We start from the raw sequence: 16,008 nt of genomic DNA, 5'->3' as shown, positions 1-16,008 counted from the left end.
ATATTTATATTTATTTTGCATCGACATTTTTTTTATGATATATTTACATTACATTATTTACAGGAGGAATTTCAATATGTCTTTTGATGGATTTGTTGTATCAGCAATAGTTGAAGAACTTAATAGTTTAATTCCAACTGGTAAAATTGAAAAAATTTATCAGCCAGAATTAGATGAAATAAATATACTTTTTAGAAGCTTAGGAAAAAACTATAGACTATTACTGTCATCCCATAGTAATTACTCTAGGGCCCATTTAACGAATATAAATAAAGAAAATCCAATGACCCCACCTAGCTTTTGTATGCTCCTTAGAAAAAATCTAACGGGTGGTAGAATTATTTCTGTAAGCCAGCCAAACTTTGAAAGAATAATTCAGTTAGATATTGAAGTATTAGATGAATTAAATATTAAAAAAACAAAATCCCTTATAATAGAAATGATGGGTAAACATAGTAATATTATACTTGTTGATAAGGAAACAAATAAAATAATAGATAGTATTAGAAGAATATCCTTTGATATGAGTAGATTTAGACAAGTATTCCCGGGGCTTCCATACGAAACCCCACCTATAAATGATAAGCTAAATCCTTTACATATTGTAAGTAAAGAAATGATGTTAAATCATCTTAAACGTAATGAACAAATTCCTATATATAAAAGTATGTACTTGTACTTTACAGGAGTTTCACCACTGCTAGCTAGAGAAATATGTCATAGAGCACAAATAGATATGGATACACCTATTGCAAATTTAAAGGAAGAAGAGCTACTAAGTCTTTTTACTTCTTTCCAATCAATTATGGAGCTTATTAAAGTAAAAGCTTTTAAACCTACAATATATGAGGATCTTAATAAAAATAAATATGTTGATTATAGTGCTATTGAAATTGAACACTTTAATTTGTATGAGAAAGTAAGCTTCGATTCAATTAGTATGTTATTAGAGAATTTTTACAGTGTAAATGATCATAAGGAAAGAATGAAGCAAAAAACTCAGGTTCTTAGGAAGAATGTTACGATTAAATTAGAAAGATTATATAATAAGATTCAAAATTTACAACGGGATTATAACAAAGCCCTTAAGGGAGAAAAGTATAAAATAATTGGGGATTTAATAACAGCTAATATCTATAAAATTGAAAAAGGACAGGATGCAGTAGAAGTAGAAAATTTCTATAGTGAAAATTTAGAGACTATTAAGATTGAACTAGATAAAAGGTTTACACCTTCTAAAAACGCTCAAGTTTACTATAAAAAATACAATAAATCTAAAAATGCCCTAGTTGAAGTAGACAAACAAATCAAAATTACAAATAAAGAAATTCAATATTTAGAGCAAATTTTAGTAAGTATAGATCAATGCACATCACTTCAGGACTTAGATGAGATTTTAACAGAACTAGTTGATAATGGGTATATAAAGAAAAAAATTACTAAGGGTAAACAACTAGTTAGAAAAGGCTCTGGATTTTTAACTTATATATCAACTGACGGTTTTACGATTTTAGTTGGTAAAAATAATAAACAAAATGAAGATGTGACATTTAAACAGTCTACTAAAACTGATATTTGGCTACATGTTAAAGATATGCCAGGTTCCCATGTAATTATAAAGCTTGATGATAAAGAACTTACAGATAATGCTTTATTAGAAGCTGCGACCTTGGCTGCATATTATAGTAAAGTTAAGGATTCGAGTAAGGTTGCTGTAGACTATACTGAACGTAAAAACGTAAAGAAGCCTAGTGGGTCTAAGCCTGGAATGGTTATTTATGAAAACTATTCTACTATTCTAGTAGACTCCTTTGAAAAAAATATATCAAATATAAAAATCAGCGAAAGTTAATTTTGCTGATTCTTTATTTTGGATATGTATCTCTATTTACATATATTTAAATAGCCCTCTCTAGATTCTAGAGAGGGCTTATATTTTAATATTATCTATTAATCAATTTATTTGCTACTATACCAGTTATTGCAGCTAAACTTAAACCAGCTAATTGAATACTTTCAGTGATATAAATACCGCCACCTACATCTGTACCAATTCCTATTACTAATATAAGGGCAGCAATTAAAAGGTTTTTACTCTCAGAAAAATCTAACTCTGCTTCAACCATTGTTCTAAGTCCTATACTTGCAATCATACCGAAAAGAACTATACTTATTCCACCCATTACTGGTACTGGAATTGATCTTAAGATCACTTCGAATTTACCTATAAAACTTAAGAATAACGTAATTGCCGCAGCAAGTCTTATAATCGAAGGATCATATACCTTAGTCACAGCTAATACCCCTGTATTTTCGCCATAAGTTGTATTTGCTGGTCCACCAATAAATCCTGCGAACATTGTTGCTATACCGTCTCCAAGTAGAGTTCTGTGTAAACCTGGGTCTTTAAAGAAGTCTTGTCCAACAACTGCTCCATTTGTAGTTATATCTCCAATATGCTCCATAAATACTACTAATACGATTGGTGCCATAATTGCGATAGCAGCTATGTCAAATTTAGGCATAGTTATAGCTGGCATTGCAAATAAAGCTGCCCCGCTAAGGTCTGAAGATAAAGTTGCTAGGTCAATTACTCCTGTTAAGATAGATACTACATATCCTACGAATACACTTATGATAATTGGTAATAGCTTCATAAAGCCTCTTGCATAAACAGAAACAATAATTACAGTAGCTAATACAACAAGTGCAATTCCCCAGTTAGTTGATGCCATTCCAATAGCTACAGGACTTAATGTTAAACCGATAACAATGATCATTGGTCCCGTAACGATAGGTGGGAAGAAAGATTTAACTTTATCAATTCCAAATATTTTTACACATGCTGCAAGAGCAATATAGATTGCACCGGCTACGATAATACCACCCTGTGCATATCTTAAGTCTCCACCAAAAGCTTCTCTAATTGCAATAATAACTGGAATAAATGCAAAACTCGAACCTAAGAAAACTGGTACTTTACCTTTTGTTATAAGATGGAAAAGTAATGTTCCACCCCCAGCGGCTAATAATGCAACTGCTGGATTTAACCCTGTTAACATTGGAACTAAAACTGTTGCTCCAAACATTGCTAGAATGTGCTGTACTGCTAAAATCCATTTTCTTAAACCTTCTTTGTTTGACATAAAAATTCCCCCTCGATTAATTTTTGAGGGAAATATACTAAGTTGTATATCCCCCTTTTTAGCCTCTCTGGACTAATTTAAAGGCGTGCGTTGAAGCTATTTATTTTCAATGACAACTGAATTATCATCATCGACCTCGGTTAGTGAAACTTTTACTATTTCATGCTTTGAAGTAGGTACATTTTTCCCTACATAGTCAGCCCTAATAGGTAGCTCTCTATGGCCTCTATCCACTAAGACTGCTAATTGTATTTTACTTGGGCGACCTATATCTATTATTGCATCTAAAGCTGCCCTTACAGTTCTTCCTGTATATAAAACGTCATCAACTAGTATAACGGTTTTTCCATCTATGTTGTTTACAAATTGTATATCCTGCACTATTGGTTCCTGAGATTTAATCTCAAGATCATCACGATATAGGGTTATATCTAAAACTTCTACGGGCACCAGAAATCCCTCTATACTATTAATCTTTTCAGCTAGTCTTTTAGCTAAAGGTACTCCTCTAGTTTTTATTCCTACTAAAATAATATCCTGTGCACCTTTATTTTTTTCAGTTATTTCATGAGCTATTCTAATTATAGCTCTATTTATTCCTTTATCATCTAATAACTGTACGGTTTTATTCTCCATAAGGCCTTCCCCCTATTATACTACATTTTTCGACATGATTTCTAGTAGTTTTTTAAAATAATCCGGCAAATCTGAATTAAATTCCATATACTCATTTGTCCTAGGGTGTATAAATCCTAGGGTTTTAGCATGCAATACTTGTCCTTTTAGATTAAATTTACTACTTCTCTTACCATACACCTCATCACCAAGTAATGGATGTTTAATGTAGGACAAATGTACTCTAATTTGATGGGTTCTTCCCGTCTCTAACTGAGCCTCAATATATGTATAATCTTTAAATCTTTGTAGAGCATTCACATAAGTAACAGCGTTTCTACCTGATTGTATAACAGTCATTTTTAAACGATCCACCGGATGTCTACCAATAGGTGCATTAATAGTAACTCTATTCTCTTTAATTATACCTGTACATATAGCATGATATTTTCGAGTAATCGAGTGTTCCTTAAGCTGTTCAGCTAAAGACTGGTGTGCAACATTATTCTTTGCTACCATTAAAAGTCCTGATGTATCTTTATCTATTCTGTGTACAATTCCTGGTCTTATTACTCCATTAATGGATGATAATTGACCATCACAGTGGTATAACAGTGCGTTAACTAATGTATCTGTATAGTTTCCTGCCCCAGGATGAACTACCATACCCTGTGGTTTATTTATTATTATTATATCCTGATCTTCATAAACTATATCTAAAGGGATATTTTGAGGTTTAACATCTAAAGTTTGAGGTTCTGGTAGTATTACTTCAATACTATCCCCTGCTTTTATTAAATATTTGTTCTTTTCAAAAGTATTATTTACCTTAACGTGTTTTCCAGTGATCAGTTTTTGAATATAGCTTCTACTAAACTCCTCATATTGCTCAGCTAGATATACATCTAAACGAACCTCATCTTCATCATCTGAGACATAAAAATATTGGTTTTCCAATATCTACAACTCCTTTTGCTTAAAGCTATCATGCTTTAAGACTATATATATTAATAGTATTTGAGCTAAAACTATAGCCATATCGGCGATATTAAAAACAGGCCATATAATAAAATCAAAAAAGTCTACTACAAAACCAAATCTTAATCTATCAATTAAATTCCCAATAGCTCCTCCAACAATAAGACTTAAGCATATTACAACGGACTTTCTTAAATCTTTATGCTTAATTAATACATATATTATTGCTGTTATAACAATAAGCTTCATTATAACAAAGAAGTATTTTTGGTTTTGTAAAATTCCAAAGGCAGCCCCTCGGTTTTCCACATATGTTAAATGAAAAACATTTTGTATTATTGGTATAGAGCCTATTTCTTTTAAATTACTTAAAACCAACTGCTTTGTAATTTGATCAGAAATAACAATAGCTAATATAATTATTATCCACATTTTATTGCCTCCTTATTACAACCTATATGATTATATCATAAATAAAAGAAAAAAAGATACATAAAGTACCTTTTTTCGATATATATTGCATTTTTGTTATCTAGTCTGGTATCTGATCTTCATAGTGTTCATTAGTTATCTTCTCTACATCCTGTACTGTTCCAAGACTGTAATCATCAAATACATCAATATTATCTGCAGTTGAGAATGATGGATCATTTTTTACTTGGTTGAACTTAGCAACCTCCTGATAAGCATCTTCCCCATCAAAACCTGAATAATTGTTATCTAAATCCTTGTATGTTCTACCAAAGGGCGGTGAAAGTAGTTCTTCTTCAACAGGTCTATAGTGTATTATATCTTCAATAGGCACTTTTTTCTTTGCACATTCCATACATATATTAGCTTCAGGCATGACCTCTAGTCTTGCTTCAGCTATAAAACTGCCACATAAATTACATTTACCATAGGTACCTGCATCAATACTTTCTAAAGCTCTATCTATTTCCGTTGTACGATATCTTTCATGATTTTCTAAATTAGCTTGCATTGAAGTCATAAACATTTCGGTCCCTAAATCAGCTGGATGATTATCATATGCAGATAACTCTTCAGTATATTCTCTCATAGAGGCACTATTTTTCTGATGATCTTCCATTCTCTCTAAGGTATCAAGGACTTCTTTTTTTTCGTCTAGAAGAAGTTCTTTATAATGTTTTAGTTTCTTTTTATCCAAAGGAAGTCCTCCTTCTTTATTAAGAGTTGCTAATGTTAGGATTTTATCAGGTCACAAAATCATCCATAGCAACATTTAAACTAAATGCATCCATATTTTCATTCATAATAAAGTTATTATTAGAGTTGTTTGTTTTACTAGTTAGGTTCCCTTGGCTATTTGGGTTATACTCATACAAAATATCATTTATAGATACTTGGTTTGGTATATCCTTTTTGTCAAAGGCTGTATTAACAATTCTTTTCTTATCACCTTGATAATTTATTGCAAATTCTTCAGCAAACTCAGAGGTATAGTCAATACCATTATAACCATTTTCGTTATATTGACTATTTTCCAACATTAATAAATTTTGAAGAACATCTCTTTTACCATCAGAAGATAAGCTTTTAAAATTTCCTAGGTTTTGAATATTCATGTTATTCCTCCTATCTGTAGTTTTCAATTATCTTGAGTAGATCCGCAATAATTCTACCGATATATGGAAGGTCAACCCACCCTCGTAAAACATATATTATTAGATAAATAATTAATGCGGTCAGGAGTGTAAAACCAATACCCATTCCAATGCCTCTTACAATCCCAAGCAAAAAATTTGTTAAAAAAAGTTTTCTAGGATTAGATAGTAATGCTACATATTCAGCAATTCTAACATTGTCCATTTTCCTAGAAAGTAATTCTATTTTTTCATTAAGTTTAGGATCTTTAATTTCATTTGACATTGTAAACTCTCCTAGAAATATTTTAACCTTATCAAATAATTTAATTCGTTATAAAATATCTTTTACTTAAATTTGTTTTAATATGCCTTTTACTATTTCTTTAGAATTATGAGATGCTTTCTCAACAAATTCATTAAAATTAGCATGTGCACTTCCATCGGCTTTATCTGACATAGCTCTAATTATAACGAAGGGTTTATTGTTTAAAAAACATGTATGTCCGATTGCTGCACCTTCCATTTCAGTACAATAGGCATTAAATTCTAAATTGATTTTTTCTTTTAGTTCGGCGCTACTTACGAATATATCTCCCGAAACAACTCTTCCTTTAAATACCTTTTCGCCTTTAAGAACTTCCTTAGCAGCATTTATTGATATACTAACAAGATTATTATCCGCTTTAAAAATAGAACTATCCATTCTTGGAATTTCACCCAATTTATATCCAAAGCCTGTTACATCAAAATCATGATATAAAACATCATCACTGACAACTACATCAAGAATATTTAAACTATCATGCATTGCACCAGCTACACCAGTATTTATGACTAAATCTATATCAAATCTATCTATTAAAACCTGCGTACAAATGGCTGCATTAACTTTTCCAATTCCACATCTTACTAAAACTATATTCTTACTCTCTAGTTTTCCAATATAAAAATCCATACTTGCAATTTTTATAGTTTCAATTATTTCCATTTCATCTTTTAATATGTTCACTTCTTCATCCATTGCACCAATTATTCCTATTTTACTCATGTATTTCATCCTCCATTTTTAATTATTAATTATTTTACCCTTTTTTATAATTAGAGAAGCAAATTTTCTTGAAAAAATCTCGTTCAACTTTGAACGAGATCTATTTCCCAAGAAATACTATTAATTATTCCAAATTTTCAGTTTCTCCTAAAACCGCATCCAACTGAGATTGTAGAAGAGTTTTATATCTAGTCTTAAATATTTGCATTTGCTTCTTTACATCTTCATACTCTTGTTTAACCTTTTCAACCTCTAATCTAGAGTTTTGCAGAATTTCTTTTGCTCGTTGTTCTGCTTCCTCTATTATCAACTCTGATTTTTTCGTTGCATTACTTCTAACTTCTTCAGCAGAGCTTTGTGCAACTATTAGAGTATTTTTCAAAGTTTCCTCAATATTTTTATATTTATCCATCTGATCTTGAGTTTTCTCGATTTTTTCCTTTAATTCTGCATTTTCTTTATATAGTTTTTCATAATCAATCATTATTTGATCTAAAAACTCGTCTACCTCATCCTCTGAATAACCTCTAAATGCCTTTTTAAATTCCTTGTTTTGTATATCTAGTGGTGTTAACATTTCTCTCGCCTCCCTTATATTATATAAGTTTCTTTATAACCACTTTTATCCTATCGGATTTTGTTCTGCCACCAATTTCTTCAATCTTAGCACGACCTTTGCCTCTCAAAGTAATAATATCCCCTGTATCTATTATGTAATCATTTTTCGAAATCTGTTCCCAGTTAACTGTTACACGCTCTTTTCCTATTAGGCTTTGAGCCTCGGAACGAGATATTTTAAAGGCAAAACTCACAACAGCGTCTAATCTTAATGAGGCTAAAAACCCAACAATACTTTTGTACTCTGCTTCCACAGGCTTAACTTTATTAAAATCAATACTCTTTGCTTCTACCTCTGCTTTGCCTATTTTATTTAAATTAAATATTATAAAATCCTCTAAAGATTTATTTACTATTATTTGAAAACAATCCTCATGGATTAAAATATCTCCAACCTTTTCCCTCTTAATACCCAGTCCTAAAGCTGCACCTAAAACGTCCCGATGATTTATTTTTTGTTCTGCTCTAGTTTTAATCTCTATAGCAGATATAGGTGTCTCTATTAACTCTGGAGTCAAATAGTCTTGATATATAGCTAAAACTTTTCTTTCTGATTCCAAATATCCGCCAAAACTACTTACTTTAAGTTCAGGAAATGCATTTACTACTTCTATTACAGATTTTTGTTCATAAGGGTTTAAAAAATCAGTGTACTTAATCTCATGATTTTTAATTACAATCTCTATTTTATCTAACACCTTACTTACCAATTCTCGAGTAGCTAAGTCCTTTATATGTTGAGCAAACTTTTCTTTATTGATCATTTATAGCCCTCTATCTTAATAGAAAAATTAGACGGTTAAATATGAATCTAACTAAAAACATAGCAATAATTGGAGAAAAGTCAATCATCCCATTATAACCTAAACCATAAATAAGCCTTCTAATTGGTTCTAAAATTGGCTCCGTCATATTATATACAAACTGAACAATTGCACTTCTTGGATTTGGTCTAATCCATGAAAACAGTACTCTTATTAAAACTAAAAACTCAATAATTCGGCTTAAATGTATTAAAGCCTGTATTACTGTCGAAGAATTAAACAACTATATCAACTCCCTACTATTTATGCCAAGGAAATACTCCCTTACTTTTTAACTCATCTTTAATATTCCCTGCAATTTCAACATTATTTGGTGCTAATAAAAATATTCCTGCAGATACCTTTTGAATATTTCCATCTAAAGCATATATTGCCCCATTAAGAAAATCAAAGAACTTTTTAGCTAGATCTGTTTCTAGATTTTCTAAGTTTATAACTACTGGCTTTCTATTTTTTAAATTATCAACTATACCTGTTACTTCATCAAATTCTGTTGGTTCATAAATTACTACTTTCATTTGAGTTGTTGTATGTATATTTACTACCTTATTTTTTTTACTACTTACTACAGCAAAATCCTCCTGTTCCTCTTGCACTTCTTCTCTAACATCTTCATCTTCATCTTCAAAAACGTCTAAACCAATAAAATACTTTACTTTATCCATAATTTTATTAGCCATTTTATTTCCCCCTTTAGTATTCTCGTTCTCCAAAAATTGCACTACCTATTCTAACTAAGTTAGCTCCTTCTTCTATAGCAACTTCAAAGTCATTAGACATCCCCATAGATAAATATTTCATTGAAGTGTTTTTGAATCCTAGCTTAGCAACATTATTATAAATATCTTTAAGTTTCTTAAAGTATATTCTAGTTTCCTCTTTCTCCTCTGTATATGGGGCTATAGTCATAAGTCCAACTACGTGAACGTACTTTAAATCTTCAATACTTTCAAAAAACCTATTAACTTCATCAGGACTAATACCATATTTTGATTCTTCTCCCGATACGTTCACTTGTACTAGACAATTAATAATTCTGTTTATGTCCCCTGCTCTCCTATTAATCTCTAAAGCTAAATCGTAAGAATCTAATGAATGAATTAATTCAACCTTATCAATAATATATTTTACTTTATTTTTTTGCAAATGACCTATCAAATGCCATTTTACCTTATCACTTAATACATCATACTTTCTTGTTAATTCTTGCACTCTGTTTTCTCCAACATCAGTTATACCTACATCGATAGCCTTTTGAATCAATTCTATATCAACAGTCTTTGTTACTGCAATTATTTGAATATCTTCAGCATTCCTACTGGATTTAATTGCTGACTGCTTAATTTTTTCTTTAATTAATTGTAAGTTGTCAAATACTGCCAATTCAATTCATCCTTTCAAGCTTAACGGATTTTTTGTCCTTCAATTACACTTGCGCCATCTAAAACTATTTCGTCATAGCTAGATATAGTTAGAACCCTCTTACTTTCACCATCAATTATAGTATCAAAATGGGAGTTATGTACTATCGCCAAATCATCATTCCTTCCCTTTACCATAACAGGTACGAAGCTAACAAAACCGTTTACATCTACTTTATAAACACCTATTTTCTTATCTATTTCTATTATTGACCTATTTGGCACTGTAATACCATCATATATATTTTTTAATAAGTCTAATTGTAATACACGATTAGAAAATATATTATCCATATGTTCATTAATACTTAATATTATTAGACTACTATCCTCTGTTTCGTCAGATATAACTTTTCTAACCCTTGCCTTATACTCTCGATTACTATGATTATTGTCTCTTAATCTTACTACTCTACCTTCTGCTATTCCAGATAGGTAATTATTATCAATTTCTATAACATAGTTATATTTAAAATTTTCAACTATTCGAATGGACATACCATCATTTTGCTTAACAGAGTTTTCTTTAAGAACTTTATAGCTCTCAAAGTTTAATTTTATAATATTTGATAAATTAAATAGATCCTCTAATCCATCGCTTCCTATTGCTATATACCCTGCCCTATCAGCCTTAACTACTTTAACATATGAGTTTAACTTGTTTATAAGCTGTGACTTTTGTTCCTCTAACTCATTCAAATTTATTCCCGTAAAGCTTGTACTACCAGTAATAGCATTTTTCTTTTCTAAAAGATTATTTATTTCATTCTTAATGTTATAGACTCTATCGTATTCACCATTACTTAAGTAAACATTTAAAAGGTTAACATTCCTTTCAACTTGGTCGTTTATTTTATTAATATCATTTTGAAAATGATTTCCATTATTCTGTTGCTCATTTATACTTTCTATTCTTGCTTCTATACTTTTTAAATCTTTTTCAACGTTAATGTCATTCTCATTAGATAAATAAAACCGAGCAATCTCTTGTCCCTTAGCTACTATAGACCCTTCTTCTACAAGTAATTCCATATCTGAATAGTCCTGTATATATGAAATGACCTTTTCATCTCTAATAACATACGCTTTTACTGGAACTAGTTCTTCTATTTTGCCATACTCAACTATATATGTCTTATTGTTGGCTTCACTAAATAGTGGCAATACTTTTGTTGCAAAATAGAGTCCTATTATAGTTATAACAACTAGCCTTAAAACTCTTCTTCTCATAGAGACCCTTTTTTTCAAAACAACTCACCTACCTAATTATCTTTTTTATTTATTCTTCATTTAGGTTTAAAATCCTTCAATTTCATTAATTTAATTTTTATTTATACAGATCTATATAAGCAAAAAATAAAAACCACTCCATAATATGGAGTGAAAAAATATAATTTAAAGTAGCTTAGATTCAACAAGTAACATTAGCAAACCATAAAAACAACCGATTAGCAATGATAGTTCTAATATACTAGTTGCTATCTCATAAGTAACTTTATACCTAATTAAATCTTTTTGTTCTTTCATCTCTCTAATTGTATAAGTAGGAGCCTTATCATAAATTTTCATATGTTTATCCTCTTATGATATATTTTTTTCTAATCCTATATATATTTATAGATGATAAATTTTATGCATAATGCCATATTTTAGTTAATAGTTAAAATAACCCCACAATTGCCATCGCCAGAAATACTTACAATATTTTTTTGTTGCTTTAATGTCGATAAAAGTTGTGTGGAGTAAATAGATTCAAAATACAATATGTTAAATAGATTACCGTTATAATCCTTATAGCTAATTATTTTTTCAGAAGCTAAGTACTGTAAATATTCTTCAAGACAATAATTCATATTATACATAACTTCTGCATGAGGGGTACCAACATATCTTAAATGCCATGGCTCATAAATAATTCCAGTTATATCTGACTTTCCATCTACGTACCTTACAACATAGCCGTACTTCCAACTATTTTCATTTACCCACTTTCCAACCTTTGTATTTTCAAAGGACTGATTTAAAGGATGAATATTACCATAACTATCCCTCACGGTTACATCAATTGCTAAGCCAGTTTGATGTTCACTTGTACCGGGTTTTGCTACAACCATAGCAGCCAATTCCATAGCATTCCGCTCACTATAGTTTTGTCTCATATTCAAATCAACCCTAGATTTGAATATCTGGCTTTGAGTATTATATGGTCTATATGTACTGGTTATAAGCATATTTGTTATACCTGAATCGTAAATATCCTTTGCCATCTTGTCCAAGTCACCAAAAGCCTTTTTATCGATTAGCATATTATCTAACCTAGGTTGAATATATTTATTTTTCTTTGAAGTTAGATTTACAAAATCTTCCAGGATATAATCACTATTTATAGGTTTCCATTTATTTACTAAAAACAAATCACCTGCTTTAGTATCATCATTCCATTTAACTAATCTATCGAAATTTGAATAAAGAAGTTTATTATTTTCTTCATCAATTGCATAACTATTTTTTGTCTTTAAAACAAAACTATATGCTTTATTTTCATTAGAAAAAGCTTGTCCATTTCCGTTGCTTTCATAAACTATATATGGATAATCAGCCCCATATATTTTTTTATTTGCTGGATTAAATTTTAGAATTGGATTATTTATTCTGTTTACAGTATTCATAGCATATTCTATAGTATTATAACTTTCTATAAATCTGTTACTGCTATATACACTGAATAGCCCCATAGGCTTCAAATTAACAGTTATTTCTGATTTATCATGGTTCAAAGGATTCGCAAATAAATTGATTGATAACGTATAAAAAATTGCTAAAGTAGTTATAGCTGCACCTAAAACTCTAACAATATTTCTTTTTTTATATTCGTACATAAAAATCCCCCATATTTTTACGACTTCTATTCTATTATACCATCTAAATTATGTTTTTCGACACAAATACCGCTATAAAAAAAGTATAGTGCGTTCATTTGACTTTTTTCGACTTTTCTTACATAGTTAATCGCTTTAGTGCAAATAATTACATGAGGGTAGGTGATTATTATGTTTTTAAAAATAGATTTAATAATAGTTAAATATAAAAATTTTGTACTAGAAAAGCTAAAACTTAATAAAATCGAGTACACTGCACAGTATATGGATAAATTATATTCCAAGTGTGAAAACAAATAAATTTTTACATATTATTTAAAGACACAAAAATACCGAGTATTTATACAAAGACAAAAAGTATAAGATCACTCGGTATTTCATATTTCTGTAAATCACATATTTAAATACATTTTGTAGTACCCAATAGTGTTAATTAAGCCATCAACGATTGAATGTTTTGGTTCCCATCCCAATAATCTTCTTGCTTTATTAATATTTAATATAATATGTTGTATCTTATACATTGTGGAATTATCAAAAACGGTTTCAGCCTTTACTCCAATCATATGGGTTATAATGCTATACAGCTCCATGGTCTTAAGCTGTCTACCCGAACCAATGTTAATTTCCTCATTATTTCCCATTAAAATCGATAAAATATTTGCCTCAACAACATCCTTAACGTAAATATAGTCCCTAGTCTCATTCCCATCATTAAAGATTTTAGGAACATCCTTTTGAAGAAGTTTCTTTATAAAAATTGGAATGGCACCTGTATAGTCTCTTTGTTGCTCTCTCTCACCGTATACATTTGCATACCTTAATATTGTATATTGTAAACCGTAAAGTTTACTATATAGTTTTATATAATTTTCTGCAGTAAGTTTAGATAAACCATATTGTGTAATTGGATTTTTCTCGTCAGTCTCACATATAGGTAGTTTTTTTGGATTACCATAGATAGAGATAGAGGAAGCAAATACTATTTTCTTCACGTCGTTTCTAACACAGCACTCAAGTAAATTGATAGTCCCATTAATATTAATTTGACTATCATACAAAGGAAACTCAATGGATTTTAATGGATCTGATTGTGAAGCTAAGTGTATAACATATTCCGGCCGTTCGCTTTCAAATATGTTATTAAGTGCTTCATCTCTAATGTCTTCGTTATAAAAAACTGCTTTGTAATTTACATTAGATATGTTCCCGGTCGATAGGTTATCTATGACTATTACATCATTCCCCTCTTCAATTAACTTATCTACCGTATGTGATCCAATAAACCCAGCCCCTCCAGTGACCAATACCTTCATAGCTAATCCCTCCTCACATAATTCCGGCTATTATACTACAATATATGTGAAGTCATATCTTTTTGGGAGTTATATCGTAAACTTTTTTACAAAATATACAAACTTAAACTTTTTTGAGTTAAATTTTATTTGTTCATAGGCTTTACAATTGCTGTGCAACTTCAGCTGTTATTTCTAAACTCTCCAATTCCTTATCCATATTATCAAGCTTTCTTACTTCAATCACCAGAAGCACGAAAGTTATTATTGTAGATAAGAAATCTGCTATAGGATAGGATATAAATATTCCATTTACTCCCCAAAACCTAGGAAGTATTATCATTAAAGGGATAAGCAGTATTATTTGTCTGGATAAACCTAAAAGTAGTGCTGGGAACCCCTTACCTATTGATAAGAAAAATTCTGTCCCCACAAGTTGAATTCCTATGATTGGTATAACACAAACAATTATTCGCATTACAAGGATGCCTTTTTGTATTACATCTAAATCATTAGTTACAATCCTAAATAAAAATTCAGGAAAAAAGAACATTATAATAAAACCAGCAAAAGCCATCCAAAATGATGATGTAATCGCATATTTTAGTACTGTTTTAACTCTAGAGTACTTCTCTGCACCAAAGTTATAACCAACTATTGGCTTAAATCCCTGTACTATCCCTAGTATTGGAATCATAATAATTCTGAGCAGCTTAAAAACAATCCCTACTATTGTAATGTATATATCTCCACCGTAAAAACCCAAGGTTTTATTGATTATGATCATTACTATACTTCCACCACCTAATCTAATAAATGATGGAGTACCTAATATAGAAACTTCTTTAAGTATAGAAAAGTCTAATTTAAAGTGCTTGCGCTTTATTGTAATTATAGATTTATTGCCTAAAATATAGTATAAGGCATGGACAAACCAGAAAAACTGAGCTATAACTGTTGCTAGTGCGGCACCCTTTACGCCCATTCCAAATTTGAATATGAATAGAGGGTCAAATATAATATTAATAATTGTACTAATTACCATACCCATCATAGCATTTTTAGCATTACCTTCAGCCTGAATAATACTATGTAAAACCATAGATAGAACTATGAAAGGCGTCCCCCATAGTAATATAGACAAGTAATCCGAGGCATATTGCAGGAGGCCTTCAGTCGCTCCAAAAAGCTCTAACCAAAAATCAAACTTCAAAAAAATTATAACAATCAGCAAAACAGACGTTATACATGCTATAGTTGTAGAATTAGCTACTGTTTTGGAAGCATTTTCTTTATCTCCGGACCCTAAACTAATTGATATTATCGAGGCAGCTCCGACACCAAACATAGTCCCTATAGCCATTACAGTTGTTTGAAAAGGAATTGCAATTACAAGTCCACCTATTGCATCAGCTCCGACACCTCTACCAATAAACACCGTATCCACAAAGTTATATAAAATGTTAACAAATATAGCTATAGTAGCTGGTAGTGATAGCTTAAAAAGAAGCTTGCCTATGGCCTCTGTACCTAAAAAATCCTCTCGAACTTTGGAGTTCAATCTAATCTCCACCCTT

At 30.4% G+C, this 16,008-nt stretch carries 20 protein-coding genes; 2 read left to right on the top strand and 18 right to left on the bottom strand.

The window, feature by feature from the left end; genetic code table 11:
• Positions 1–76 precede the first annotated feature (76 nt).
• Positions 77–1,852: an Rqc2 family fibronectin-binding protein gene (locus HZR23_RS10530; protein ID WP_132849334.1), complete on the top strand. Its 1,776-nt coding sequence runs from the start codon at positions 77–79 to the stop codon at positions 1,850–1,852.
• A 91-nt stretch (positions 1,853–1,943) separates the two neighbouring features.
• On the opposite strand, the gene HZR23_RS10525 is transcribed toward HZR23_RS10530, so the two are convergent.
• From HZR23_RS10525 to HZR23_RS10450, 16 genes are all read right to left on the bottom strand, one after another.
• On the bottom strand, positions 1,944–3,146 hold the full coding sequence (locus HZR23_RS10525; protein WP_132849335.1) for a uracil-xanthine permease family protein: 1,203 nt from the start codon (positions 3,144–3,146) through the stop codon (positions 1,944–1,946).
• 96 nt (positions 3,147–3,242) lie between these two features.
• Positions 3,243–3,782 carry a bifunctional pyr operon transcriptional regulator/uracil phosphoribosyltransferase PyrR gene (gene pyrR, locus HZR23_RS10520; RefSeq protein WP_132849336.1) on the bottom strand — a complete coding sequence of 180 codons (540 nt, stop codon included), beginning with the start codon at positions 3,780–3,782 and terminating at the stop codon, positions 3,243–3,245.
• 15 nt (positions 3,783–3,797) lie between these two features.
• The gene (locus HZR23_RS10515; protein WP_330571482.1) at positions 3,798–4,718 is read right to left on the bottom strand and encodes an RluA family pseudouridine synthase; all 921 of its coding nucleotides are present in this window, start codon (positions 4,716–4,718) and stop codon (positions 3,798–3,800) included.
• 3 nt (positions 4,719–4,721) lie between these two features.
• Positions 4,722–5,171 carry a signal peptidase II gene (gene lspA, locus HZR23_RS10510; protein ID WP_132849338.1) on the bottom strand — a complete coding sequence of 150 codons (450 nt, stop codon included), beginning with the start codon at positions 5,169–5,171 and terminating at the stop codon, positions 4,722–4,724.
• A 100-nt stretch (positions 5,172–5,271) separates the two neighbouring features.
• The gene (locus tag HZR23_RS10505) at positions 5,272–5,907 is read right to left on the bottom strand and encodes a TraR/DksA C4-type zinc finger protein (RefSeq protein WP_132849339.1); all 636 of its coding nucleotides are present in this window, start codon (positions 5,905–5,907) and stop codon (positions 5,272–5,274) included.
• Positions 5,908–5,953: 46 nt separating this feature from the next.
• The gene (locus HZR23_RS10500) at positions 5,954–6,325 is read right to left on the bottom strand and encodes a hypothetical protein (protein ID WP_132849340.1); all 372 of its coding nucleotides are present in this window, start codon (positions 6,323–6,325) and stop codon (positions 5,954–5,956) included.
• A gap of 10 nt (positions 6,326–6,335) precedes the next feature.
• Complete coding sequence (locus tag HZR23_RS10495; protein WP_132849341.1) at positions 6,336–6,629, bottom strand: DUF5665 domain-containing protein; 294 nt, start codon at positions 6,627–6,629, stop codon at positions 6,336–6,338.
• Positions 6,630–6,695: 66 nt separating this feature from the next.
• Positions 6,696–7,394: a 5'-methylthioadenosine/adenosylhomocysteine nucleosidase gene (locus HZR23_RS10490; RefSeq protein WP_132849342.1), complete on the bottom strand. Its 699-nt coding sequence runs from the start codon at positions 7,392–7,394 to the stop codon at positions 6,696–6,698.
• 124 nt (positions 7,395–7,518) lie between these two features.
• A complete protein-coding gene (locus HZR23_RS10485; protein WP_132849343.1) occupies positions 7,519–7,971 on the bottom strand; it encodes a DivIVA domain-containing protein in 453 nt (150 codons plus the stop codon).
• A 19-nt stretch (positions 7,972–7,990) separates the two neighbouring features.
• Positions 7,991–8,776 (bottom strand): YlmH family RNA-binding protein, encoded by a 786-nt coding sequence (locus HZR23_RS10480; RefSeq protein ID WP_132849344.1) that lies wholly within the window; start codon positions 8,774–8,776, stop codon positions 7,991–7,993.
• Between the two features lie 10 nt (positions 8,777–8,786).
• Complete coding sequence (locus HZR23_RS10475; RefSeq protein ID WP_132849345.1) at positions 8,787–9,059, bottom strand: YggT family protein; 273 nt, start codon at positions 9,057–9,059, stop codon at positions 8,787–8,789.
• Between the two features lie 16 nt (positions 9,060–9,075).
• On the bottom strand, positions 9,076–9,516 hold the full coding sequence (locus tag HZR23_RS10470; RefSeq protein WP_132849346.1) for a cell division protein SepF: 441 nt from the start codon (positions 9,514–9,516) through the stop codon (positions 9,076–9,078).
• 13 nt (positions 9,517–9,529) lie between these two features.
• Positions 9,530–10,219 (bottom strand): YggS family pyridoxal phosphate-dependent enzyme, encoded by a 690-nt coding sequence (locus tag HZR23_RS10465; protein ID WP_132849347.1) that lies wholly within the window; start codon positions 10,217–10,219, stop codon positions 9,530–9,532.
• A gap of 20 nt (positions 10,220–10,239) precedes the next feature.
• Positions 10,240–11,505, bottom strand: a complete 1,266-nt coding sequence (locus tag HZR23_RS10460) for an HlyD family efflux transporter periplasmic adaptor subunit (protein WP_213050221.1) — start codon at positions 11,503–11,505, stop codon at positions 10,240–10,242.
• Between the two features lie 147 nt (positions 11,506–11,652).
• Positions 11,653–11,826: a hypothetical protein gene (locus HZR23_RS10455; RefSeq protein ID WP_165913747.1), complete on the bottom strand. Its 174-nt coding sequence runs from the start codon at positions 11,824–11,826 to the stop codon at positions 11,653–11,655.
• An 80-nt stretch (positions 11,827–11,906) separates the two neighbouring features.
• Positions 11,907–13,136: a M15 family metallopeptidase gene (locus tag HZR23_RS10450; RefSeq protein ID WP_132849349.1), complete on the bottom strand. Its 1,230-nt coding sequence runs from the start codon at positions 13,134–13,136 to the stop codon at positions 11,907–11,909.
• A 171-nt stretch (positions 13,137–13,307) separates the two neighbouring features.
• Between HZR23_RS10450 and HZR23_RS17585 the strand changes: the two genes are divergently transcribed.
• Entirely contained in the window at positions 13,308–13,436 is a 129-nt protein-coding gene (locus HZR23_RS17585; protein WP_283669801.1) for a hypothetical protein, read from the top strand.
• A gap of 92 nt (positions 13,437–13,528) precedes the next feature.
• On the opposite strand, the gene HZR23_RS10445 is transcribed toward HZR23_RS17585, so the two are convergent.
• Positions 13,529–14,452 (bottom strand): NAD-dependent epimerase/dehydratase family protein, encoded by a 924-nt coding sequence (locus HZR23_RS10445; RefSeq protein WP_132849350.1) that lies wholly within the window; start codon positions 14,450–14,452, stop codon positions 13,529–13,531.
• A gap of 142 nt (positions 14,453–14,594) precedes the next feature.
• A complete protein-coding gene (locus tag HZR23_RS10440) occupies positions 14,595–15,992 on the bottom strand; it encodes an MATE family efflux transporter (RefSeq protein ID WP_165913748.1) in 1,398 nt (465 codons plus the stop codon).
• Positions 15,993–16,008 lie beyond the last annotated feature (16 nt).

The sequence above is a fragment of the Serpentinicella alkaliphila genome (assembly GCF_018141405.1).
GTDB lineage: Bacteria > Bacillota > Clostridia > Peptostreptococcales > Natronincolaceae > Serpentinicella > Serpentinicella alkaliphila.
This window is presented reverse-complemented; position numbering and strand designations above follow the sequence as displayed.

What these genes read in the sequence shown, in the direction of transcription:
- HZR23_RS10495 (WP_132849341.1), bottom strand. Translation starts at nt 6,629, where the DNA reads ATGTCAAATGAAATTAAAGATCCTAAACTTAATGAAAAAATAGAATTA.
- HZR23_RS10480 (WP_132849344.1), bottom strand. Translation starts at nt 8,776, where the DNA reads ATGATCAATAAAGAAAAGTTTGCTCAACATATAAAGGACTTAGCTACT.
- HZR23_RS10490 (WP_132849342.1), bottom strand. Translation starts at nt 7,394, where the DNA reads ATGAGTAAAATAGGAATAATTGGTGCAATGGATGAAGAAGTGAACATA.
- HZR23_RS10445 (WP_132849350.1), bottom strand. Translation starts at nt 14,452, where the DNA reads ATGAAGGTATTGGTCACTGGAGGGGCTGGGTTTATTGGATCACATACG.
- HZR23_RS17585 (WP_283669801.1), top strand. Translation starts at nt 13,308, where the DNA reads ATGTTTTTAAAAATAGATTTAATAATAGTTAAATATAAAAATTTTGTA.
- lspA (WP_132849338.1), bottom strand. Translation starts at nt 5,171, where the DNA reads ATGTGGATAATAATTATATTAGCTATTGTTATTTCTGATCAAATTACA.
- HZR23_RS10500 (WP_132849340.1), bottom strand. Translation starts at nt 6,325, where the DNA reads ATGAATATTCAAAACCTAGGAAATTTTAAAAGCTTATCTTCTGATGGT.
- HZR23_RS10470 (WP_132849346.1), bottom strand. Translation starts at nt 9,516, where the DNA reads ATGGCTAATAAAATTATGGATAAAGTAAAGTATTTTATTGGTTTAGAC.
- HZR23_RS10485 (WP_132849343.1), bottom strand. Translation starts at nt 7,971, where the DNA reads ATGTTAACACCACTAGATATACAAAACAAGGAATTTAAAAAGGCATTT.
- HZR23_RS10525 (WP_132849335.1), bottom strand. Translation starts at nt 3,146, where the DNA reads ATGTCAAACAAAGAAGGTTTAAGAAAATGGATTTTAGCAGTACAGCAC.
- HZR23_RS10450 (WP_132849349.1), bottom strand. Translation starts at nt 13,136, where the DNA reads ATGTACGAATATAAAAAAAGAAATATTGTTAGAGTTTTAGGTGCAGCT.
- HZR23_RS10530 (WP_132849334.1), top strand. Translation starts at nt 77, where the DNA reads ATGTCTTTTGATGGATTTGTTGTATCAGCAATAGTTGAAGAACTTAAT.
- HZR23_RS10455 (WP_165913747.1), bottom strand. Translation starts at nt 11,826, where the DNA reads ATGAAAATTTATGATAAGGCTCCTACTTATACAATTAGAGAGATGAAA.
- pyrR (WP_132849336.1), bottom strand. Translation starts at nt 3,782, where the DNA reads ATGGAGAATAAAACCGTACAGTTATTAGATGATAAAGGAATAAATAGA.